The sequence below is a fragment of the Enterococcus sp. AMC1252 genome (genome assembly GCF_058216515.1).
On sequence record NZ_CM177097.1, the window covers coordinates 1,656,688 to 1,680,292 of the forward strand.

Below are 23,605 nucleotides of genomic sequence, written 5' to 3' on the forward strand. Positions count from 1 at the left end.
AATAACACAAGATAAAGTATACCATAATCTTTGAAGAATAATCATGCTTAAAGAGTAAGATTAATATAGAATGCTGAAATTTAAAATCTGGCAACAAAGCTATCATCTAATTGTAATATATGAAACTTACTATTAATAAGAGAAATTAGCTGTAATAGTCGATAACGATCTATTTTAAAATGTATAATTGCTACTTCTCATTGTATTCTGCATAAAATTCATCTAGTAAATAAATCAATTCCTGTTTTATATTTGCGTATTTTTTCTTCACTGTATTCTCAGATAAAGGTTTTTCTTTGCTCCTTTCCTTAGTAAGGTCAGTGTAATCAACTACCTTAGAAATTACTGTGTTTCTATAGGATATATCGTTAGTGACAACATCTGATAATAATGCAAAAATTTGAGGAATCGATAGAAAATTTTTACTTTCTTCACTTCGTTTTAATAGGTTGAATACTAGAAATAATACAGAGGTATTGATTTCTTTTTGATTGGAATCCATTAGTAAATCTTCGATTAGAGGTAAAAAATCAGTTCTATAGCGATTATTTTGCTCAATCTTATAGGTAGCAAAGTCTTCGGCAATCAGTAGCGGTGGTTGCTGTGAAAGTTTTATTTGATAATTTGTTTCGAATAAATCTGGAAATAACTCATTAGCAGTAGTTAATATTAATAAATCTTGAGAATAAGAAATTTTTCGTTTTTGTAAAGTACTTAGTAATTGTTCAAGTTGCCTGTCATCAAGCTCTTTACGTAAACTTGCTTCAGATAATAAATTTGTTACATATTCGATGAAATCTCCATAACGAATCCAATCAGCAGTTGTATTACCAAGAATGGCAATTTTTTCTAGCCTATCTTGTTTAGGCAGATTATTCCCTTTTTCCCAATTATTAACGGTACTTGCGCTGGAATTTCCAACTAAGTTTGCAAAAATGGCCATTGAATATTTATGCTGACCTCTAATGTTGCGAATCCTTTTTCCAGCAGCGTTTAAATCTATTTCCAAAATAATACCCCCTTAATCGTATAAGCTGAACGAATCTATATAGTCTTAGCTAAAAATAGAAAAATGCAATTGAGCTAATTTTGTTCTTCTATACTTTAGATTTACTCGAAAGACTAACTCGTAATAATTCTCTCTTCTACTATATCATTATTTAAAGAATAGGTGTACCGTTTTTTTTTCATTTTGTTCTTGTAATATCTCCATTGAAATGATATAGTTTTTATACCGAAATTTATTCAGTTGGATCGTTTCTTTTATTCACCATTTTTTTTGATATAAATGTACCTGTATTTTGAATCTTAATTATATTTTTCGCTAATATTTGGTATTTTCAACATTAAAGGGATTAAAAACTGGATATAAATAGCACATTTATATGATGTTATTTTGAAATAAAAGTACCGAAAATCATTCATTATTAGGGAGGATAAGTGTAAATGAAAAAAATAGCTAGAATTGAAGAACAAAAAAATCATCTATTATATCAATTTTTGGAAAAACTGAACAAAGAGATTCCATATCAGGACAGTCAACAAAAAGTAGAAGATCGTTGTGTTCATCAATATAAATTATTGGTGAATATGTCATTCAGTGCGAATATCTTATATAGAGGTCTAGATTATGCAAGTCATGTTTACAATCATGTTGTCAAAATTGAATATACAAGACTATGCAAAATGATTATAAAACAAAATTTTGACAAAGAAGTAACTGAAAATTTACTGAAAAAATTAAAGAAAGCTCAAAGTGAATTATTTCTTCATTCACCTCTTACCAAAGAGTCCGAAGGGATTGATATATTTTATGGCTTTACTGGAGGAAACCGCAAAAAATATAAAGCAAATCGAAAAGCAATCAAACAGATGTATACAGAAATAAAGCGGGAATCAAAGAAAAATCTGTATAGATACATCAAAGACTCTTATCGCCTAAAATGCAATCGAATCAAAGAAAAAAGAGCTTATGCACTTTGGCTTTTAAAGAGTTATACTTGGCATTAATCCAAAAGACTCAATAGTAAGATACGCAAAAAAAATTTGTTTTTATGAAATGAGAGACATTATTTTTCCCAAAAGATATGTTGTGCTATGCTTTGAATGAGGATGTTACTTTTTCCTGCAAAAATTTGTTCTAAAGTAGGATTACTATAAACAAACCTTAATGAAAGAAGGAATTTAAATGAAGAGCAATGAAAAAGCACATGACTCTCAGAAAACTCATAGGATGGAAACGATTGATCATCGCTCGATGACTAATCATGGTCAAATGAATAGTATGGATCATTCAATGCATATGGGGAATTTTAAAAAAAAATTTTGGGTGTCTCTAATACTGGCTCTACCCATCATTTTTCTTTCGCCAATGATGGGTGTTGATTTACCTTTTCAATTTATGTTCCAAGGTTCAGATTGGTTAGTTTTGATACTCGCTTCTATTTTATTTTTTTATGGCGGTAAACCTTTCTTAAGTGGGGCAAAAACAGAACTAAGACAAAAAAGTCCAGCGATGATGACGTTGATTGCGATGGGCATCTCAGTTTCGTATTTTTATAGTCTTTATGCGTTTATCATGAATAAGCTGATGCCACAAACTCATGTGATGGATTTTTTTTGGGAGTTAGCAACATTGATTGTTATTATGTTGTTGGGACATTGGATTGAAATGAGTGCCATTTCTAATGCTAGTGATGCTTTGCAGAAAATGGCTGAGCTTTTACCTGATAAGGTTAAAAGGTTGAATACAGATGGTGGCGAAGAAGAAGTACCGTTGCAACAAGTCCAAGAGAATGATCATTTAATTATTCGGGCAGGGGACAAAATACCTGCTGACGGTCTAATTATAAAAGGAAATACTTCGATAGATGAATCGATGGTCACAGGTGAGTCAAAGACTGTTGTAAAAAGAGAACATGATCATGTTATTGGAGGTTCTGTTAATGGTAGTGGAACAATTGAAATAAGCGTAACTGGCATAGGAGACTCCGGTTACCTTTCAAAAGTAATGAATATGGTTAAAAAGGCGCAAATGGAGAAATCAAAACTAGAATCACTTTCTGATCGAGTTGCTAAATGGTTGTTTTATATAGCATTAGCTGCAGGAGTTATGGCTTTTACTGTCTGGTTACTAGTGGACAAGGATTTAACTATTGCTTTTGAGCGAATGGTCACAGTGTTTATTATTGCTTGTCCCCATGCGTTAGGTTTGGCTATTCCTTTAGTTATTGCACGTTCTACATCAATTGCAGCAAAACATGGGTTACTAATAAAAAATCGAAATGCATTAGAACAAGCAAATGATATTCAAGTTGTTATGCTAGATAAGACAGGTACACTAACTGAAGGGAAATTTACCGTAACAGGAATTGAGATGTTTACTCTGGATACAACACCTGAAGAAGCGTTAAAAGTGATAGGAGCGTTGGAAAATAACGCTAATCATCCCTTAGCGATTGGCATCATGAACTATCTGAAAGAGCAAAAAATCTCGCCCTATAAAGTGGAAAATCTTCAAAGTATTTCTGGCATAGGTCTTAATGGAATCGTTAATGGGCAGACTATCAAAATAGTTAATGAAAAAGAAGTGGTACGATTAAATCTTACCTTTAATTCTGCTTTGAAACAAAAATATCAAGAGCAAGGAAATACTTTAAGTTACTTGATTATTGATGATCAATTAGTAGCGCTGATCGCATTGGGAGATGTGATAAAACCAGAAGCCAAACAATTTATAACCGATGTAAAAAGACAAGGGATCATACCTGTAATGTTAACAGGTGATAATAAAGTAGCTGCGCAATCTGTAGCACACTATTTAGGCATTGACGAATTTCATGGAGAGTTACTTCCTGAAGACAAAGAAAAAATTATTCAATCTTACGTAAAAAAAGGCAAAAAAACGATGATGGTTGGTGATGGTATTAATGATGCTCCAAGTTTAGTCAGAGCAACAATCGGTATTGCGATAGGTGCTGGAACAGATGTAGCAATTGATTCAGCTGATGTCGTTTTGATTGATAGTGATCCTAAGGACATACTTCGTTTTCTAGCTTTGGCCAAACAGACACGACAAAAAATGATTCAAAATTTATGGTGGGGAGCAGGATACAATATTATTGCAATCCCGCTTGCAGCGGGTATTCTAGCTCCTTGGGGAATTCTATTGAATCCAGCTGTGGGGGCAATTTTGATGTCTTTAAGTACAGTAATTGTAGCTGCAAACGCCATGACCTTACGAATCCACAACTAAAAAAATAAAAAGTAATGAATAATGCGTATAATTTTTATGCATATTCATTATTTTTTTGGTTCTAATTGTTATAATGAGTGTTCATTTTAGGGGTGGAGGTATAGTATGGAATATAAAGAAATTCTTGATTTTGAATCAAGTAAATTACTAAGGCTTTTTAATCTACTAAAGTCTTCTGAAAAGAGCTGGTCATTGGAGGATATCTCTAGCGAATTAGGGGTCAATGTAAGAACAATAGTAAGATCAATAAAAAAGCTGAAAAAGCTATTTAAAAGTTATCGATTAGATCAATATTTAGCGATTTGCAGTCATTCAAAAAAATTTTTCTATATAAAAAGAGAAAACGATTTATATTTGGAGATTTTTTTAGTTCAGTATTTAAGTGATGTACCTGAGATTATTTTTTTAAAAGCTATTATCGAAGAGGAGGAGATTCAAACTAAGCAGTTAGCTGAAAGCTTGATGATCAGTGAGTCAAGTTTGAGGAGGAGAGTGAAAAAGATCAATGAGTGGCTGAAAAAATTTGATATTTATCTGAAGCGAGGAACATACGAACTTATAGGAGAAGAGGAGCAGGTTAGGGCGCTGATTTTACATTTTTATTGGTTTGTTTATCAAGGAACAGAAAATAAATTTTTACCGCTGAAAAAAGAAGCCAGTCAGTATTTGGTCAATCAATTTATTCAATTTTTTCAAATGCAAATCAATGATTTGCAAAAAGAATCTCTTTTCCGAATTATTCAAATTGCTGCTTGGCGTTTTCAAAAAGGAAAAAAGATTTGGATAAAGGAGGAATGGAAACAATACATTGATCATAGCTCTATTTTTTCTAAATTTATAAAAGCTATGAGGAAAGAAGAAACCACTATAAATTTAGATTTTGAAGAATTATCGTATCTCTACTTAATTATTCAAGCCCATTTTTTACCATATTTTGGTTCTAGTATGCAGGCATATATTATTGAAGAGCATTTTTCAAAAAAGACTACTTGTCATTCCAACACATTAATTGTGACGAATAAATGTAGGCAAATATTTTGGGGAAAAAATTTCAATCATTCCAAAGCAAGCGTAGTCGCATTCTTAGGCTTTCATTTATATTATGAACTAATTTCAGGTTTTTTATTTGAAAAAAATCAATCTAGAGCTTTTTTAAAAAAGAATTATCCTAGTTTTATGTGTAAGCTGGAAGAAGGGTTATGCGAGTTGTTTGAGGAAAACATGATTTACCATAAAATACCAAAAGATGCTTTATATTATCGTTATTTTATGATTTTAAGTTCTCTTATTTCGCCTGTATACAATGAGAGAAAAATATTTGTTTGTTTGATGACTGATTTACCGCTTGAAAAAGAAACAGAGCTAGGGAAAAGACTCACTGATTTTTTTTATAACAAGTTTAATTTAGTGGTTATTTACGCTAGAACATCTAAATCCATTTCCTATGCTGATGTTATTTTGACCACAGTTGTTTACCAAGCATTAAATCAAAAAAAATCTCAGCCAATTTTACTTATAGAATCAGATTTTTCTGAAGAAATATTTTTTCAAATTGAAAAAATATTAAAAAAAGCTAGAAAATGAAGCCCTTTCATCTAAGTGTGTTAAAATAAAATAGTGAATATAATTTTAGGAGGTTTTCCAGTGAAAAAGATTCAATTTGGAACAAGCAATCTACAAGTATCATCTGTTATTCTTGGATGTATGAGAATGAGTGGTGCTGAAAATCCAGCAGAAATTATCGAAACAGCTTATGAGAATGGAATAGATTTTTTTGACCATGCAGATATCTATGGTGGTGGTGAATGCGAAACAATTTTTGGTAAAGCCTTAAAAGAGACTGCAATCAAAAGAGAAGACATTATTATTCAGACAAAATGCGGTATCCGTAAGGGGATGTTCGATTTTTCAAAAGAACATATTATTTCTTCAGTTGAAGGTAGTTTGAAACGATTAGGAGTGGATTATGTTGATGCGTTGTTACTTCATCGACCAGATACGCTTGTGGAACCAGAAGAAGTTGCAGCAGCTTTTGATCAGTTAGAATCACAAGGAAAAGTAAAATACTTTGGTGTTAGTAATCAAAAACCAATGCAAATCGATTTACTGAAAAAGACTGTAAAACAACCATTACTAGCAAATCAGTTACAATTTGGAATCAAACACACTGGTATGATTGATCAAGGGATTCATGTAAATATGACGGATGAACCAAGTGTTGATAGAGATGGCAGTATTTTGGACTATTCTCGCTTGAATGAGATGACAATCCAAGCTTGGTCACCGTACCAGTATGGTTTTTTTGAGGGTGTTTTTATTGGCAATGAAAAATTTTCTGAGTTAAACAAGACATTGGATCAAATTGCTCAACGCCACAGTTGTACTGCGACTGGCTTAGCAACTGCATGGATTTTAAGACATCCTGCAAAAATGCAAGTAATTGCTGGGAGTATGAATAAAGAGCGAATTAAAGAGATTGCAAAAGCCTCTGATGTTATTTTAAGTAGAGAAGAGTGGTATGAAATCTATCGTGCTGCGGGCAATATTTTACCATAACTAGCACTAGTCTCTGATTTTACAAATTTCTTTTAAACTAAAGAGCTTACTAAATTATTAAGAGGAAGAGTCCGAAACAAAACTGATTTTTAAGTTTTGTTTCGGACTTTTTCATAAAATAATCGTTAAAATATTGTAACTGTTGAAAGGTGTGATGAAGAATGTGGAATCAACAACTTTATTTGATTTTCAATTTATTTAACAGATTGATCGCTTTTGCGTTCTTTCATCAAATTGTTGAGCAAAAATAATTTGGAAAGGATGATTGCTCGATGTAAAGCGAATAATAGATGATGATACCTAAAAAAGTTACACTTTAGAAATCTTTCGTTCATATAATATTCACAAATTCCTTGTACTATAAAGACATAGAAGAAAGACAATAGTTAGTAGGAACTAATTTCATTTGTGTGAACTCCTAATTAACCCGCTCTGAGTGTGCAGAGCGGGTTTTATTTTGTTTTCAATTAAGCTTTGCGAACTTTAGTTCCTTCCTACTGCAAAGTTGGCAGATTTTTGTTAGAATAAGAGAGAAACCAGTTTGCTGAAGATGAGGAGAAAAAAGATGACAAAAAATAAGTTATTATTAGTCGATGGAAACAGTGTGGCATTTCGAGCTTTTTTTGCTTTGCATAATTCCTTAGAACGTTTTAAAAATAAAAATGGGTTACATACGAATGCTGTTTATGCATTTAATAATATGTTTGAAAATGTAATGGCTAAAGAAAATCCAACCCATGTTTTAGTTGCATTTGATGCAGGAAAAACAACTTTTAGAACTGAATTTTATCCTGAATACAAAGCAGGTCGTTCAAAGACACCAGGAGAATTTAAAGAGCAGATGCCTTACATTCGTGAATTGTTGACTGGTTTAGGCGTGAAATATTATGAGTTAGATAACTATGAAGCAGATGATATTATCGGAACATTAGCCACTAAAGTTCCCAAAGATAAATTTGATGTCGTTGTATTATCAGGAGATCGAGATTTGACTCAATTAGCAACTGATTCTGTAAAAGTTGATATTACAATCAAAGGGGTTAGTGATTTAGAGTCCTATACGCCAGAACATGTGGCTGAGAAATATGATGGCTTAACACCAAATCAAATCATTGATATGAAAGGCTTAGCTGGGGATACTTCGGATAATATTCCAGGCGTCACGAAAATCGGTGAGAAAACTGCTATTAAGTTGTTGAAAGAATACGGTTCAGTCGAAGGTGTTTACGAAAATATCGAAGGCATGAAACCAAGCAAGATGAAAGAAAATTTGATCAATGATAAAGAACAGGCCTTTATGTCAAAACGTTTGGCAACGATTAATGTAGACTCTCCAGTTGAGGTCAATATCGATGAGTTGAAATACGAAGGAAAAGACTTGGAAAAACTAATTCCTTTTTATAAGGAAATGGAATTCAAACAAATGCTCAGCAAATTAAATGTCGAGGAAGAAACAGTAGAGTTAGAAGACGTGCATTTTGATGTAGTAGATACATTTACTGAAGAAATGTTTACAGACGACATGGCATTATATGTTGAAATGTTGGAAGATAACTATCACACATCACCAATTGTAGGTGTTGCTTGGGGAACGAAGAAAAACGTTTATACAACAAATAGTTTAGAGATATTTGAAAGCAAAGCATTTGTTGATTGGTTATTATCAGATAAAGTTAAGAAAACGGTGTACGACGCAAAACGCACGTATGTTTCTCTTAATCGGTATGTTGGAAAAACACAAGGTATTAGGTTTGATGTTTTATTAGCTGCTTATTTATTAGATACTAATGATAATAGTGCTGATATTGAGGGGGTAGCGCAGCATTACGGTTATACTGATATCCATTCTGACGAGTCAGTTTATGGAAAGGGTGCTAAAAAAGGGTTGCCAGAAGATGACGAAGCTTTCTTCAGCCACCTTGCTCGTAAAGTGAATGCTATCCATTTTCTTTCTGAGAAATTAGACACGGAGTTAGTAGAAAAAAATCAAGCTGATTTGTTCTATAAAATGGAATTGCCGCTTTCCAAAATCTTAGGTGATATGGAGATTACAGGAATACGTGTGGATGCAAATCGATTGAAAGAAATGCGTATTGAATTTTCAGATCGACTTCGTGAAATCGAACAAAAAATTTATGCAGAAGCAGGCGAAGAATTTAATTTAAATTCACCGAAGCAATTAGGGGTGATTCTATTTGAAAAAATGGGACTTCCGATTATTAAAAAAACAAAAACGGGTTATTCAACAGCAGTAGATGTATTAGAACAATTAAAGGAACAAGCGCCAATTGTAGAAGATATTTTAGTTTATCGTCAGATTGCGAAGATTCAATCAACCTATGTTGAAGGATTATTAAAAGTGATTCAACCAGATGATAAAATCCATACACGTTATGTTCAAACGCTGACTCAGACTGGTCGTTTAAGCTCAGTTGATCCTAACTTACAAAATATTCCGATCCGTTTAGAAGAAGGACGGAAAATTCGTGAGGCCTTTGTACCAAGAGAAAAAGACTGGATGATTTTTTCATCAGATTATTCTCAAATCGAGTTACGTGTTTTAGCACATATTTCAGATGATCAGCATTTAAAAGAAGCCTTCATTGAAGGTCAAGATATCCATTCAAGTACTGCGATGCGAGTGTTTGGTATCGAAAAACCAGAAGATGTAACCCCCAATATGCGCCGTCAAGCGAAAGCTGTAAACTTCGGGATAGTTTACGGAATCAGTGATTATGGTTTGTCACAAAATCTAGGCATTACAAGAAAGCAAGCACAAGAATATATCGATACTTATTTTGAAAAATACCCTGGTGTTAAAAGATATATGGAAGATATCGTACGAGACGCTAAAGACAAAGGGTTTGTAGAAACGCTTTACAATCGCCGCCGTTATTTGCCAGATATCAATTCTCGTAATTTCAACCTTCGTTCTTTTGCCGAAAGAACAGCAATCAATACACCGATTCAAGGTAGTGCTGCGGACATTTTAAAAATTGCCATGATTAACATGGAGCGTCGCTTGAAAGAAGAAGATATGCAGGCAACGATGCTACTACAAGTGCATGATGAACTTGTTTTTGAAGTGCCTGAAAATGAATTAGAAAAACTAAATGCTTTAGTTAAAGACGTGATGGAAAATGCAGTGGATTTACATGTACCTTTGTTAACAGATAGCAGTTGGGGTAAAACGTGGTACGAAGCAAAATAACCAATTAAACTAACTGGAAAAGACTGACTAAACGAAAAAGTGTTTCAAGCATTGCTTCGTTCGTTTCGGTCTTTTTCTTCTAAGGAGAGATAAAATATGCCGGAATTGCCAGAAGTTGAAACGGTCCGAAAAGGATTGGAAAAACTTGTTGTTGGAAAGACGATCGAAGCCGTCACTATTTTGTGGCCGAGGATTATAGAATCACCTGACCCTGAAATTTTTGCGCACCGGTTGATCGGTCAGAAGATTGAGAAAATGAAACGCAGAGGGAAATTTTTGATTTTCAAATTAACAAATTATGATATGATTTCCCATTTACGAATGGAAGGGAAATATGAAACGCATAATCCAGAAGATGAACGAACGAAACATACGCACGTAATTTTCACATTTACAGACGGAACGGAATTACGATATCTCGATGTTCGTAAGTTTGGGCGGATGGTTTTAGTGGCGAAAGACCAAGGAGAAAAATATAAAGGAATTTTAGCGCTAGGCCCAGAACCGATTCCTACCCATTTTAAATTATCAGAATTTCGGACAGGGTTAAAAAGACACCATAAAGCAGTTAAACCGTTATTATTAGATCAGCGTTTAGTGACAGGTTTAGGTAATATCTATGTAGATGAAGCGCTATGGGAAGCGAAGATTCATCCAGAGCAGCCGGCAGATACTTTAAAACCAAAGGAAGTCGAACGGTTATATCACGCAATTATAGATGTTCTTGGACGGGCAGTTGAAGCAGGTGGGACGACAATTCGCAGTTATTTGAATGCTCTTGGTGAGGCAGGTACATTTCAAGTTTCGCTAAATGTCTATGGTCAGACAGAAAAACCTTGTCCAAGATGTGCAACACCAATCAAGAAAATTAAAGTTGCTCAGCGAGGGACCCATTTTTGCCCTAAGTGTCAAACATTGAAAGTGAGGAATTGATTGATGGGGGTAGTACTAGGCCTGACAGGAGGTATCGCAACAGGGAAAAGTACAGTTGTGAATGTTTTTAAAAGCTTGGGTTTTCCAATAGTAGATGCAGATGTAATTGCTCGAGAAATTGTTGAAGTGGGGATGCCAGCTTTGGCAGAAGTCGTTGCAAGTTTTGGTCCAGAGATACTTAATCCAGATGGATCATTAGATCGCAAAAAATTAGGTGAGATTATTTTTTCTGATAAATCTCAAAGAAAAAGATTAAATGAAGTACTTTCTATTTTTTTGAGAGAAGAGATTTTATCTCAGATTAATCAGAAAAAGAATAACTCCGCATTAGTAGTAGTTGATATCCCATTACTATATGAAGGCGGTTATGAGAAATTTGTAGATATAGTTGCGGTGGTGTATGTTCCAGAAAGAATTCAGTTGGCTCGTTTAAAAAAACGAGATCATTTAACTGATAAGGAAGCAGAACAGCGAATAAATAGTCAGTTATCAATTGAAATAAAAAAACAAAAAGCTGATATTATTTTTGATAATCAAGGTACTAAGTTGGCGACGGAAAAAATAGTGAAGAAATGGGTATCAGAAAATATTTCTTGATTATATAACATATTTAAATAACTGACAACGAAGACGTAGAAAATTTTATTTCTATGTCTTCTTTACCGATACATATAACACAATAAACTAATTATTAGTGGTGGATTCAATAAATTCTAATTTTCAAGCGGAAATTGTTTTTTTAGATAACTAGTAAGCGACGGATTAAGTCTAAATAATTGGTTGGTTAACGGACCTACTTGATTTTATTGAAATTAGGAACTTGTTATTAAATCTGTTTTCTTTAATCAGAAAAAAATGCTTAAGAAGTGATTGTAAATGTCTGGTTTCTCAAGCATTTCATGTTATAATATAGATAACAAACTAAAACTAAACTTTAAAAATAGATAATATAAGGTAGAATGAGGTGAATACTATGCGTTGTCCAAGATGTCATCATAATAATTCCCGTGTAATTGATAGCCGTCAAGCGGATGATGGTCGTGCGATTCGTCGCCGCAGAGAATGTGAAAATTGTAATTACCGATTCACAACATTTGAACGGATCGAAGCAGCTCCATTGCTCGTTATCAAGAAGAATGGTGATCGGGAAGAATTTAATAGAGAGAAAATTTTGCGTGGCTTGATTCGATCAGCTGAAAAGCGCCCAGTTGCCATGGAACAAATGGAACAAATCGTAGATAATGTTGAGAATCGCGTGCGTAGTTTGGGGGAAAATGAAGTCTCAACTACTTTAGTCGGCGAATATGTCATGGAAGATTTGGTCAATTTAGATGAAATTGCTTATATTCGATTTGCCAGTGTATATCGTCAATTTAAAGATATGAGTGTATTTTTAAAAGAATTGCAAGGTATCGTAGATAAAGCAAAATCTTCAAATTCAGATACAACGAATGAATAAGGAGGTCTTTCCTTGAAAGACAATTGGAAAGAAGTCCATCCTAAAAGTATTTTTCAAGCAGCAATTCCCTACCCCTTATCCAATCAAGAGCAAATGATACTGACCCTTTTGTATCAGCCGATTATTGGGGCTGAGGCTTTCAGTTTGTATGTGACACTTTTATCAGAAGTAGAAGGAACAAGCATTAGCGAATCACTTTTTCATGCTGATTTGATTACGATGATGGATATGAGTATAAAACAAATCGAAGTAGCAAGAAAGAAGTTAGAAGGAATCGGATTATTATCGACTTTTTTTAAAAACGATGCTGAGTTAGGTGTGCATTTCTTATATCGCTTGAATCATCCTGAAACGGCTGAACGCTTTTTTAAAGATGAAGTCTTGTCATTGACACTTTTAAACAGTGTAGGACAAAGAAAATTAGATAAATTATTTGATCGATTTAAACCAACATTCGTAAATTTAACAGGTTATGAAGAAATTTCAGTTGGGTTTAAAGATGTGTATACTTTCAAAGAGGAGCAAATTATTTCTGAAAGTGAGCAGTTAAGCAGAATGGAGCAATCTTTTATCGATCCGCGACCAGCACAAACCGTCAGTGCAGTTGATGAAAGTTTTGATTGGGCGTATTTTGTTCAAGGAATCGAAAAACTTGGAATTAAATTGCCTGATAATAGCAATGGATTCAAAGAGGAAGTTTTTGTTTTTCATAAATTATTTGGGATCACTGAATTGGATATGATCGATTTTTGTTCCAAGTCATTTGATTATTATACAAGCAAGATTGATGTCAAAGACTTTGAAAGAGCGGTCTATCGAACCTATGATCCAGATAAAAAACAAAGAATTAGTGAGTTTCAAAAGAATGAGTCCGTTGATTTATCTGCTGAGGATCAACAAACCTATCGCTATAACTCACTAAAAATGAATGGTCTTTCAACCCAAGATATCCAGATGATCATGGATAGCGAAAAAAACTTCCCTCTCAATTATTTGGAGGCATTAAAAAATGAACGTGGGGGGTATACAACGCCTCAAGAACGTTCATTGGTCAAATATTTAGTGAGTAAATCTGGCTTGCCTAATAGCGTAATCAACGTTTTGATCAATTACGTTTACAATATTCAAAAACAACCAACACTAAAAGCTGATTATGTAAATCGGATTGCTAATGAATGGGCGCAAAGTGGTATCTTCTCACCTGAAAAGGCAATCGAGCATGTACGTGAAATCGCTAAAAAAGGCAAAGAACAAAAGCAAACAAGACAGCGCTATGGCCAAAATAATCGACCGATTCGTCAAGAGACTTTACCAGATTGGGTAGAGAATCCTGTAGAGGAGCAGAAATTATCCAAAGAGGAACAAGCGCGTCTTGATAAAGAAATTCAAGATTTTTTAAATAAAGGTGGTGGAAATTAATGGAAGATGTAGGGAAAGAGATGTCAAGAATCATTCAAAGCAGAGATATGGGTGAGCGATATAATGAGTTAGTTGAGGTTGTATTGAAAGATACCGATGTCCAAACCTTTATTCAGGAAAATCGTGAACGATTGACGGATGATGATATTCGGAAAAGTTATTCAAAATTATATGAGTTTGTTCAAGAAAAACGCAAGTACCAATTGAACGACCCAACAATGATCGCTCCTGGATATGAACCTAAATTAACCTTGAATTTCCATTATATTGATGTTACATACGTTCCAACAGAAGCACTAATTGCCAAACAAAGAGAAGATGAGATTCGCAAAAGAGTTCGAGCAATGGATATGCCGAAAGATGTTCGAGAAGCAAGTTTAAGTAGATTTGACACAGCATCTCAAGGGCGTGCTCAAGCCATGGCAGAAACAATGAAATTTTTAAACGAGTATACTTCTAATCCAAAAGAATTTCATAAAGGTCTTTATTTACAAGGAACATTTGGCGTAGGTAAATCCTTCTTACTCGGTGCAATTGCCAACAGCTTAGCTGAACGTGGGTTTGTCACAACGATTGTTCATTTTCCAACCTTTACAGTTGAAATGAAACAAGCAATCGGTAAAGATATGGTTGGGCCTAAATTGGATGCTGTCAAAAAATCACCTGTTTTAATGATTGATGATTTGGGTGCAGAATCAATGACTTCGTGGATTAGAGATGACGTGTTAAGCGTTATTTTACAATATCGAATGCAGGAACAATTAGTGACGTTTTTTTCATCCAACCTTGATTTAAAAGATTTAGAAAAGCACTTATCTGTGACGCAACGTGGCGAACAAGAACCTTTAAAGGCTCGTCGAATCATGGAACGTATTCGCTATTTAGCACAAGAAATAACGATGTCAGGGAATGATCGTAGAAATGGTTAGCTGTCTATTTACTAGACGGCTTTTTTTGATGGTAAAGGATGATGATGGACTACCACAGAGAGTATAGCTTATAATAAAGTATCAGTATTGGAGGAAAATCTATGAAAAAAATCGCATTAACAATACTAACAATTTTCTCATTGGCTTCTTTAGGCGCATGTACGAAGAATAAGGAAGACTCACCAAAAGGAAGTGAAAAAACCTCTATGAGTAGTAAGCAAAGTAAAACAACGGAAGAAACATCTAAAAACAATGAACAAGCAAGATCAGTGTTTACAGCAATTTTAGTTGAAGATGCTAAAGAAAATGATACGGTGGATCATTCGACTCGTTTGGTTTTAAAGGAAGTTGAAGCAATCGAAGATCCAGAAAAAATCGTTGGTATGATGAAAAATGATGGTGTTATTCTGAATATCTCAAAAGAGCAATTTGCTGATGGTGTCGCAGAGAATGATTTGAAATCAGGAGATAAAATTAAATTTACACTCGTCGGTTTACCTGCAATGACAATGTCGATTCCGCCACAAGTAGCCGGAAATTCAGTGATTGAAGTTGAAAAAATTTAATAAATATAAGGTGACCGCTGCTATGATGACGACAGATATACGTCTTGTAGTAGTGGTTACTTGCTTTTTACTCTTAAATCAAAAATATTTTTTGAAATAAATAAAAAAATATTGACATTTGTTTTACAACGATGGTATAGTGGCACCTGTAAGATAACTAAATAGATTTGTTAGGTGAGGCTCCTATACAAACACAGGCTACTGCCCAAAAACATCGAGAGATGCCAATGGGTAGAACAGGGATTGTCGATTACAAGGCTTTTCATAAGGTAGCTAAAAGCTCTGCTTTTTACGTTGTATAGTGCCAAAACTCAACGACTAGATCATGCAGGCTTTTTTTTGTGCGCTTATTTATGACCTTCCGCTGAGTTTTGGCGGAAGGTTTTTTGCTTTTTCATCAAAGATTCGTCGCAGGAAAAATGCTGTGAATCACTATGATTGATCGAAAGGCAGAGTAGATGATGAACAGTACTTGACGAACGAAAAGACCAAGAGAACGCCATTAAAAAGCAAATCCAAGAAAGGAGCAAAGATATGAATTTTTAATAAACATTATGGCCAGTATTTTTGCAGGAATGATCATTGGGGCAGAAAGACAGTGGCGAAAAAAATTAGCTGGCATGAGAACGATGACCTTAGTAACATTCGGTTCATGTCAATTTGTTTCATTATCTTCTTTGATTCAAGACGACAGTAGTCCAACACGAGTAGCAGCGCAAGTGGTCAGCGGGATTGGATTTCTTGCTGGAGGAGTGATTTTAAGGGAAGGATTTAGTGTGACTGGCGTCAACACAGCGGCAACTTTATGGTGCTCAGCAGCAGTTGGCAGTATGATTGGGGCTGGATTTGTGATCGAAGGAGTCGTGTGTGCAATCATTTTAATGCTAGTCAATATTTTGTTAAGGAATTTATCGTTCAAAATAGATGACTACACCGTTCAAAGAGAAGAGGAACAAACAGACTCGGTTCATTATCTGTCCGTTATTGCAAGTAATACTAGCGAAGTTATGCTTAGAACAGAGATTATCCAGTTGTTGGACAAGTACTGTTTAACGTTCACTAAATTTTCTTGTACAGATTTAGCTGGAAAAAAAGTTCGACTATTTTTGGAAATCGAAGCAACAAGGAATGGGACACTTGCAGTAAATACGATTATTTCAGAATTATCTCAGTTATCAGAAGTCATAGAAATCAATCAAATGAATAACTAAAAGAACGGAGGAATCAATATGGTAAAACAGTGAGGGTAAAAATCGTAAATTGGAACAGCGAAGAATATTGGTCAGGAATAGATTTAAGAAATAAATTATTAAAAACAACTGCAGGTAAAGCGTGGATCAAGGAGGTTCCCTTAAATGAAAAAAAGGATATTCACATGGCAGCGATGATTGATGGAAGTGTTGTGGGAACGTTACTTCTTTCAAAGAAAAACCAAACAATTGCTCAAATCAAACAAGTGGCCATCAATGAAAATTATCAAGGATTTGGTGTAGGGAAAAAATTACTTGAATTTGCTGAAAACCTTGCAGAGCTTATGAATTTTCAATCTATATTTTTAACTGGACGCAAGCAAGCTTGGGGGTTTTATGATCATTTTGGGTATCGTAGTATCGGGAATTCCTTTTCAGATGGTCAAGTGATCTTAAAAAAATTTGAGAAAAAGCTCAATACTAAAAAGAATGCAGGAAAGCCAGAAATTATTAAATATATAACACTAAAGGAGATGGAAACAAATGGATGACAGTAGTCAGATGATCAAGGACTTATGTAAAAAGAGCCTGTTGTTAAAAATATGTGGATACTATTGTCTATTTGTTTCTAGTATAGTCAAGTAGCTTCCTCCGATAACAGTACTTCTTTTTCCATTAGTCCGTCCCCTAAAAATACCAAATCATTGAAATTGAATGAACGATTGTGTAGAGGCAGCGGTTACCATTTCAGTGATCAGAGTTTTAGAAAGAAGGAGAAATAAATGGAGAAAAGAGTACTAGTAACAAAAAAGAGTAATCAATCCTATGAATATTTTGCAAGAAACTCGATAGAAAATATCATCACGTATTTCAACGCTTCAAAAGGAGGATTAACACATCAACAAGCTGTCCTATCTAGAGAAGAATACGGAGAAAATGTCATTACACATGGTAAAAAAACACCATTGTTCATTGAAATAATCAAAGCCTATTTTACCCCTTTTACAATTGTCTTGCTTACGTTGGCAATCATTTCATTTATCACTGATTATGTGATTGCACCGCCAGCTGATCGTGATCTTGTCGGTGTATTGATTATTTTAGCAATGGTTTTGATTAGTGGAACTATGACCTTGATTCAATCAGTTAAATCAAATCAAGCAGCCGAAAAATTGAATAATTTGGTAAAAGTTACAGCAACTGTCATTCGTAGAAAGAAGACAGTTGAATTGCCAATAGAAGAAATTGTTTGCGGAGATATCGTAAAATTATCGGCAGGAGACATGATTCCAGCTGATATACGACTAACGAAAACCAAAGATTTATTTGTTTCTCAATCGGCTATGACTGGTGAGAGTTATCCTGTAGAAAAAAGAGCAGACTATAAATTAAAGGTGAATAGTGTTGAAACAGAATACGAGAACATCGTTTTTATGGGCAGTAATGTCATAAGTGGTAGCGCGGAAGGCATTATCGTTTCAGTAGGAAACGATACACTTTTTGGTAAAGTAGCGCAAGATGTTTCCAATAAAAATCCTCAAACAAATTTTGAAGTGGGGATTAGTAGAACGTCATGGTTGTTGATTCGGTTTATGTTAGTGATGGCACCGGCAGTATTTTTGATCAATGGCCTAACAAAGGGCGATTGGGTTGAAGCCTTTCTTTTTGGGTTATCTGTTGCAGTTGGATTGACACCAGAAATGTTACCGATGATTGTTACAACTAATCTTGTAAAAGGTGCTTCAAGCATGGCGAAAAAAGGAACGATCATTAAAAACTTGAATGCGATTCAAAACTTTGGTGCAATCGATATTTTATGTACAGATAAAACAGGGACACTAACCCAAGACAAAATTATCCTAGAATATCATTTAGATTGTGCTGGAAAAGAAGACAGCCGCGTATTACGCCATGCTTTTTTCAATAGCTATTATCAAACAGGATTGAAAAATTTAATGGATGTTGCCATCATTGATGTAGCGAAATCAGAGCTATCAATCGATCCTTCTGATTATCGAAAAGTAGATGAAATTCCATTTGATTTTAAACGTCGTCGCATGAGTGTCGTGATCGAAGATACTTCTGGAAAAACGCAAATGATCACAAAAGGTGCCGTAGAAGAAATGTTGGACATTTCAAGCTTCGTTGATTATCAAGGTGCAGTTATGCCTTTAACTGAAGGACTTAAAAATGAAATTTTAAAAACAGTTGAAGAATTAAATGAAGACGGATTACGTGTATTGGCGGTTTCTCAAAAAACAAATCCAGCAACGATTGATGAATTTTCTGTTTCTGATGAAAATGAAATGGTTTTAATCGGCTATCTTGCCTTTCTTGATCCTCCAAAAGAAACGACAAAAGCAGCTTTAGAAACGTTAAAAAATCATGGAGTCGGTGTTAAAGTTTTGACAGGTGATAATGCGTTAGTGACAAAATCTGTGTGTAAACAAGTTGGATTAGCCAATGAAGAGCTGATCATTGGTAATGAAATCACACGAATGAATGATTTTGAATTAAGAACGATTGCAGAAAAGTATAATATATTTGTGAAATTAACACCTCAACAAAAAACGAGAATCGTTCAGGTGTTAAGAGAAGCTGGACATACGGTTGGTTTCATGGGTGATGGAATCAATGATGCGCCTGCGATGAAAGAAGCTGATGTGGGTATTTCTGTTGACACAGCTGTAGATATTGCGAAAGAATCTGCAGATGTCATCTTGTTGGAAAAAGACTTGATGGTTCTTGAGCGTGGTCTATTAGCAGGGAGAACAACTTTTGGGAATATCATGAAATATGTCAAAATGACAGCAAGTTCCAATTTCGGAAACATGTTTTCAGTCGTTGTTGCCAGTATCTTTTTACCATTCTTACCAATGTTGCCATTGCAATTGCTGTTTTTAAATTTGATTTATGATATTTCTTGCATGTCGATTCCATGGGATCATGTGGATGATGAATATTTGGAGCAACCTAAGAAGTGGGAGGCTTCAAAAATCGGTTCGTTTATGACGTGGTTAGGCCCCACTAGCTCAGTTTTTGATATTACGACGTATTTATTAATGTACTTTGTTATCTGTCCACAATTGGTTGGTGGCAACTATCAAGACTTAGATCCAGCACAACAAGCGACATTTATAGCAATTTTTCATGCGGGTTGGTTTGTTGAATCACTTTGGTCACAAACCTTGGTGATCCATACATTACGGACGCCTAAAATGCCATTTATACAAAGCCGGGCCTCTTTTATTCTAACCACGATTACTTCATTAGGAATTGCCGTTGGAACGATTTTACCATTTACAGGATTTGGTAAAAGTCTAGGCTTAGCTGAATTATCATTAAATTATTTTGCATGGTTAGGTTTGACGATAGTTAGTTACTTGATTTTAGTCATGATCGTAAAAAAATTCTATGTAAGACGATTTGGTGAGTTGTTGTAAAAAATAAAGATTACGTATTCGAATTTTAACTAAATAATAGCAGAGGCAAAAATTATCTATTGGATTTTTGTCTTTGTTTTTATTTTATCGATTGTGACCTGTATTTTTGTAAGAAAGCTTGTATAATTGAGTTAGTTTTTAAAATAACTATAAGTTGATTGAGGAATGAAAATAGATGAGCATTTTTATTTTGGAAGATGATGTTATCCAAGCACAAGCATTAAAAAAGTTAGTCAGAGAAGTTTGTCAGGAAAAGGGTATCGATTATGATGAAATTCACGTTACGAATAAAGGGGAACAAATTACAGAACAGATGTCAAAATCAATAACGCAAAACCTTTATTTTCTTGATATTGAAATTAAAAAATCAACATATCATGGTTTTGATATTGCTAAGAAAATTCGCTCCATTGATGAGAGAGGCTTAATTGTTTTTATAACTACTCATTCAGAATTTGCTCCGATATCTTATCAATATATGGTATCGGCTTTAGCATTTATAGACAAAATGACTGAGCCTGAAGTCTTGAAAATAGAAGTTGAAAAATGTCTAATAAAATACCAAGAGTTGAACCAAAAACAAGTTGTTGATGATTATTTAATCGTTGACAACACTCATTCAAAAATAAAAGTTCCAATTTCAGATTTCTATTATGTAATGACAACTGAAGCACATCGCCTAGCGCTTTTTACAAAAAATCGCTCATTACGTTTTTATGGTGAATTGAAAGAAGTTGAGCTAAAAAAGAGTCACTTTATGCGTTGCCATCAATCATATGTTGTTAATTTGGATAAAATTGTTGAAATAGATTCTAATGAACGTGAATTGATTTTATCAAACGAGATGAAAATTCCAGTCTCAAGGCGGCTTTTAAAATCAGTGATTGAACGCTGGAGAGCACGATAAAAATGATTAGAAAAGAAATAGAATGGTTGGTAGGTAAAGATGGGGATAATCACTTTAAGTACAAGTTTAGTCATTGGATTTGTTTATTTCATATTTTATTTAGAGTTAATCAATAGCAAAATCAGAAGGATCAAACTTCTCATCATAAATGCTGTGTTGACTATTGTTACGGGATTTTTTAATAGCAGTGGTCACAATATTTATTCGGTCTTTGCTATTTTTTTGTTGTTATTTTATGTTGGATTAAGTCAAAAGCAGCATAAGTTATCGATAGTTGAAAATATTTATTTTTCTGGATTAACCGTTTTTTTGATTACTTTTTTGCAAAGTGAACTAAATAAAATTTTTAGTTGGCTTTTGATTTATTCATCATTACCAATTTATTTATCGACCTTTATCGTACTTCCTTTGGTTGTCGTGTTGATTATGTTCGGTTTATTGATGGTTCTCCGAAAAAAAATCAGCCGAGTGTTTGCTTATTTAGTTGAAAGTCCGATGCTTTATTTAAGTATCATATTTATTTTAATTTGCAATTTTTTTCTTTTTGCAGCTTTTAATCCGCAATCCACTTTTTTTCAACACTATTTTTGGCAATTTGAATCAATTGCGTACCCATTGTTGATCTTGGCTTTTGGATTGGCTCTTTTTTTCTTTTATTATAGTTTTAAACTTGCCAATAAGAAACGCTTAGAAAAGCAAAAAGAAGCGGAATATTATGAAATGAAGCAATATACAGAGAAGTTGGAAATACTTCATGAGGAACTAGCCACTTTCCGGCACGATTATCTGAATATACTTCTTTCCTTAGATGAAAGTATTCGATTTAAGGATTTCGAGCAAATTCAACAAGTGTATAATGACACAATTAAACCTACTTCACAAATAATTTCTAATAAAGAACTTGAACTGACTAAATTGACCAATATAAAGATTGTTGAAATCAAAAGTGTTTTGAGCGTAAAGGTTATTGATGCTTGTCAGCAAAACTTAAATGTTACTGTAGATATACCTAGAGAAATAACAAAAGTATACATTGATCTGGTGGATTTTATTAGAAGCGTATCTATCATAATTGATAATGCTATTGAGGAAGCGGCCGTATCTCATGAAAAAGAATTGGTTATTGCTTTTTTTGAAGTAGAGGATAATCAATTTTTTGTCGTAAAAAATAGTTGTTCAAAAAATATAATGGCTGTAGATAAATTGTTCCAAAAGTCTGAATCAACTAAAGAAGATAAAGAAAATCGAAGAGGCTATGGGTTATTTTCGTTGGAGCAGATTGTAAATCACTCAGCGAATATAATGCTTGAAACAGTCATAGAACGACCTTATTTTATGCAAATATTGAAAATCAATAAAAGCTAATCAAACCACCTATGATCGAAAAAGAACCACTTATGAAAAAACTATTACAGAATATTGGAGACACTGTATACTTACGTTGAAATGATCTATGTGAAGAAGGTGAGTAAATTGTTTAGTGCTTTAATAGCATTAAGTGTTGGTGGTATTTTTCCAGTGGCTGTTTTTATCTATTGTTTTGTGAGACAGCAGTATGTAAAAGCGTTTCTTTTAGGTGTCTTGACATTTATCGTTTTTCAATTAGCACTAAGAATTCCGTTATTACAACTATTATCAAAAAATAGTATTGGCTTTAACCTTTTCCAAACACTCCATCCAACCCTGTATATATTTTTTTTAGCTATAACTGCAGGGATTTTTGAAGAAGTGGGCAGGTATTGTATCATGAGATATTTCTTGAAAAAGAATAATTCTTTTCAAACTGCTGTGTTTTTTGGATTAGGTCATGGCGGAATTGAAGCTTTTTTGTTTTTAGGTATAAGTACTCTTGCTTTCCTTACTACTACAAATAGTCAAAGTATTGTAAATAGTGATTTTGTTTGGGGAAGTTTGGAGAGAGCACTGGCAATGTCTCTTCATCTTGAGTTATCAATCATCGTGATGAAAAGTATAAAAGAAAACAAGCCTAACTTTCTATGGTTAGCAATATTTTTACATGCTGTGGTTGATTCAGTGGTTGTTATTGTGCAATTTGTTAGTAATGGATCGCCTATTCTAACGGAAATTATTTTTGGAATTATTGTCATGTGTCTGTTTTTTTATGTTTCAAAATTAAAGAGAGAATGGAGTATAATAAAATGAAAAAAACAATGTCATCAATTATTATTATATTTACTGGAATTATGTTATTAGCTGCTTGCGGGGAAAAAGTTGATCAAGAGACATCAAATAAAATGACAGCTAAAGCTGAGGAAGTTGTAATGTCAATAAATGATGGAAACTATGAAAAAGCGAGTGATTCTTTTTCAGATCAATTATTAAAACAGTTGGATAAAACAGAGTTTGAAAAGGCGGTTGCTCCACTTCTTGAAAAATCGGGGAATTTTAAATCATTTGACAAAAGCACGGTTGAAAAGAAAGATGATTTTTATGTAGTCGTTTTAGTTGCTAAGTATGAAAAGGATAAAAGAGTTTTTACAATTTCTATTAATGAAAAAGAAAAGTTAGAGGGTTTTTTCATTAAATAAAAAGTTGCGATTCGTATAGAGTGAGACTAGACAAAGCGTACTTTCAAGCGCCTAATGACAAGAGGAAGCACTCTCTTTCAGCTAATTTAGATTGTGTATTATTGACTCAAAGCCGATCATACTATTATCACTGTTTATTCAAATTTTGAGGGGTTGAGAGATGACTGAAAAAGTTATGTCCCAATCCC

General features: G+C 33.8%; 19 protein-coding genes and 1 riboswitch. Of the genes, 18 read left to right on the forward strand and 1 reads right to left on the reverse strand.

What is annotated here, in order from left to right; translation table 11 throughout:
- Positions 1–190: 190 nt before the first annotated feature.
- Positions 191–1,009, reverse strand: coding sequence for a helix-turn-helix domain-containing protein (locus AC4BB5_RS07840; RefSeq protein WP_490458792.1), 819 nt, complete (start codon positions 1,007–1,009; stop codon positions 191–193).
- A 437-nt stretch (positions 1,010–1,446) separates the two neighbouring features.
- Between AC4BB5_RS07840 and AC4BB5_RS07845 the strand changes: the two genes are divergently transcribed.
- From AC4BB5_RS07845 to AC4BB5_RS07930, 18 genes are all read left to right on the forward strand, one after another.
- Complete coding sequence (locus tag AC4BB5_RS07845) at positions 1,447–2,010, forward strand: hypothetical protein (RefSeq protein ID WP_490458793.1); 564 nt, start codon at positions 1,447–1,449, stop codon at positions 2,008–2,010.
- A gap of 178 nt (positions 2,011–2,188) precedes the next feature.
- The gene (locus tag AC4BB5_RS07850; RefSeq protein ID WP_490458794.1) at positions 2,189–4,255 is read left to right on the forward strand and encodes a heavy metal translocating P-type ATPase; all 2,067 of its coding nucleotides are present in this window, start codon (positions 2,189–2,191) and stop codon (positions 4,253–4,255) included.
- A 105-nt stretch (positions 4,256–4,360) separates the two neighbouring features.
- Complete coding sequence (locus AC4BB5_RS07855; protein ID WP_490458795.1) at positions 4,361–5,839, forward strand: helix-turn-helix domain-containing protein; 1,479 nt, start codon at positions 4,361–4,363, stop codon at positions 5,837–5,839.
- 60 nt (positions 5,840–5,899) lie between these two features.
- Complete coding sequence (locus AC4BB5_RS07860; RefSeq protein WP_490458796.1) at positions 5,900–6,811, forward strand: aldo/keto reductase; 912 nt, start codon at positions 5,900–5,902, stop codon at positions 6,809–6,811.
- 565 nt (positions 6,812–7,376) lie between these two features.
- Positions 7,377–10,022, forward strand: coding sequence for a DNA polymerase I (gene polA / locus AC4BB5_RS07865; protein ID WP_490458797.1), 2,646 nt, complete (start codon positions 7,377–7,379; stop codon positions 10,020–10,022).
- 96 nt (positions 10,023–10,118) lie between these two features.
- On the forward strand, positions 10,119–10,955 hold the full coding sequence (gene mutM, locus AC4BB5_RS07870; RefSeq protein ID WP_490458798.1) for a DNA-formamidopyrimidine glycosylase: 837 nt from the start codon (positions 10,119–10,121) through the stop codon (positions 10,953–10,955).
- A 3-nt stretch (positions 10,956–10,958) separates the two neighbouring features.
- The gene (gene coaE / locus AC4BB5_RS07875; RefSeq protein WP_490458799.1) at positions 10,959–11,552 is read left to right on the forward strand and encodes a dephospho-CoA kinase; all 594 of its coding nucleotides are present in this window, start codon (positions 10,959–10,961) and stop codon (positions 11,550–11,552) included.
- A gap of 376 nt (positions 11,553–11,928) precedes the next feature.
- Complete coding sequence (gene nrdR / locus AC4BB5_RS07880) at positions 11,929–12,414, forward strand: transcriptional regulator NrdR (RefSeq protein WP_025868683.1); 486 nt, start codon at positions 11,929–11,931, stop codon at positions 12,412–12,414.
- A 12-nt stretch (positions 12,415–12,426) separates the two neighbouring features.
- The gene (locus AC4BB5_RS07885) at positions 12,427–13,833 is read left to right on the forward strand and encodes a replication initiation and membrane attachment family protein (protein ID WP_490458800.1); all 1,407 of its coding nucleotides are present in this window, start codon (positions 12,427–12,429) and stop codon (positions 13,831–13,833) included.
- The gene (dnaI, locus tag AC4BB5_RS07890) at positions 13,833–14,762 is read left to right on the forward strand and encodes a primosomal protein DnaI (RefSeq protein ID WP_490458801.1); all 930 of its coding nucleotides are present in this window, start codon (positions 13,833–13,835) and stop codon (positions 14,760–14,762) included. Before AC4BB5_RS07885 ends, dnaI begins: the two co-directional genes overlap by 1 nt.
- 101 nt (positions 14,763–14,863) lie before the next feature.
- A complete protein-coding gene (locus tag AC4BB5_RS07895) occupies positions 14,864–15,328 on the forward strand; it encodes a hypothetical protein (protein WP_490458802.1) in 465 nt (154 codons plus the stop codon).
- A 159-nt stretch (positions 15,329–15,487) separates the two neighbouring features.
- Positions 15,488–15,658, forward strand: a riboswitch (M-box (ykoK) riboswitch).
- Positions 15,659–15,882: 224 nt separating this feature from the next.
- Complete coding sequence (locus AC4BB5_RS07900; protein ID WP_490458803.1) at positions 15,883–16,539, forward strand: MgtC/SapB family protein; 657 nt, start codon at positions 15,883–15,885, stop codon at positions 16,537–16,539.
- Positions 16,540–16,568: 29 nt separating this feature from the next.
- Positions 16,569–17,069 (forward strand): GNAT family N-acetyltransferase, encoded by a 501-nt coding sequence (locus AC4BB5_RS07905; protein WP_490458804.1) that lies wholly within the window; start codon positions 16,569–16,571, stop codon positions 17,067–17,069.
- 231 nt (positions 17,070–17,300) lie between these two features.
- Complete coding sequence (gene mgtA / locus AC4BB5_RS07910; protein WP_490458805.1) at positions 17,301–19,961, forward strand: magnesium-translocating P-type ATPase; 2,661 nt, start codon at positions 17,301–17,303, stop codon at positions 19,959–19,961.
- Positions 19,962–20,136: 175 nt separating this feature from the next.
- On the forward strand, positions 20,137–20,868 hold the full coding sequence (locus AC4BB5_RS07915) for a LytR/AlgR family response regulator transcription factor (protein WP_490458806.1): 732 nt from the start codon (positions 20,137–20,139) through the stop codon (positions 20,866–20,868).
- A gap of 39 nt (positions 20,869–20,907) precedes the next feature.
- Positions 20,908–22,233, forward strand: a complete 1,326-nt coding sequence (locus AC4BB5_RS07920) for a GHKL domain-containing protein (RefSeq protein WP_490458807.1) — start codon at positions 20,908–20,910, stop codon at positions 22,231–22,233.
- 108 nt (positions 22,234–22,341) lie between these two features.
- Complete coding sequence (locus AC4BB5_RS07925; RefSeq protein ID WP_490458808.1) at positions 22,342–23,031, forward strand: YhfC family glutamic-type intramembrane protease; 690 nt, start codon at positions 22,342–22,344, stop codon at positions 23,029–23,031.
- Positions 23,028–23,417 (forward strand): DUF3887 domain-containing protein, encoded by a 390-nt coding sequence (locus AC4BB5_RS07930; protein ID WP_490458809.1) that lies wholly within the window; start codon positions 23,028–23,030, stop codon positions 23,415–23,417. Before AC4BB5_RS07925 ends, AC4BB5_RS07930 begins: the two co-directional genes overlap by 4 nt.
- Positions 23,418–23,605 lie beyond the last annotated feature (188 nt).

What these genes read in the sequence shown, in the direction of transcription:
- AC4BB5_RS07895 (WP_490458802.1), top strand. Translation starts at nt 14,864, where the DNA reads ATGAAAAAAATCGCATTAACAATACTAACAATTTTCTCATTGGCTTCT.
- mgtA (WP_490458805.1), top strand. Translation starts at nt 17,301, where the DNA reads ATGGAGAAAAGAGTACTAGTAACAAAAAAGAGTAATCAATCCTATGAA.
- AC4BB5_RS07915 (WP_490458806.1), top strand. Translation starts at nt 20,137, where the DNA reads ATGAGCATTTTTATTTTGGAAGATGATGTTATCCAAGCACAAGCATTA.
- AC4BB5_RS07855 (WP_490458795.1), top strand. Translation starts at nt 4,361, where the DNA reads ATGGAATATAAAGAAATTCTTGATTTTGAATCAAGTAAATTACTAAGG.
- dnaI (WP_490458801.1), top strand. Translation starts at nt 13,833, where the DNA reads ATGGAAGATGTAGGGAAAGAGATGTCAAGAATCATTCAAAGCAGAGAT.
- mutM (WP_490458798.1), top strand. Translation starts at nt 10,119, where the DNA reads ATGCCGGAATTGCCAGAAGTTGAAACGGTCCGAAAAGGATTGGAAAAA.
- polA (WP_490458797.1), top strand. Translation starts at nt 7,377, where the DNA reads ATGACAAAAAATAAGTTATTATTAGTCGATGGAAACAGTGTGGCATTT.
- coaE (WP_490458799.1), top strand. Translation starts at nt 10,959, where the DNA reads ATGGGGGTAGTACTAGGCCTGACAGGAGGTATCGCAACAGGGAAAAGT.
- AC4BB5_RS07930 (WP_490458809.1), top strand. Translation starts at nt 23,028, where the DNA reads ATGAAAAAAACAATGTCATCAATTATTATTATATTTACTGGAATTATG.
- AC4BB5_RS07920 (WP_490458807.1), top strand. Translation starts at nt 20,908, where the DNA reads ATGGGGATAATCACTTTAAGTACAAGTTTAGTCATTGGATTTGTTTAT.
- nrdR (WP_025868683.1), top strand. Translation starts at nt 11,929, where the DNA reads ATGCGTTGTCCAAGATGTCATCATAATAATTCCCGTGTAATTGATAGC.
- AC4BB5_RS07900 (WP_490458803.1), top strand. Translation starts at nt 15,883, where the DNA reads ATGGCCAGTATTTTTGCAGGAATGATCATTGGGGCAGAAAGACAGTGG.
- AC4BB5_RS07845 (WP_490458793.1), top strand. Translation starts at nt 1,447, where the DNA reads ATGAAAAAAATAGCTAGAATTGAAGAACAAAAAAATCATCTATTATAT.
- AC4BB5_RS07850 (WP_490458794.1), top strand. Translation starts at nt 2,189, where the DNA reads ATGAAGAGCAATGAAAAAGCACATGACTCTCAGAAAACTCATAGGATG.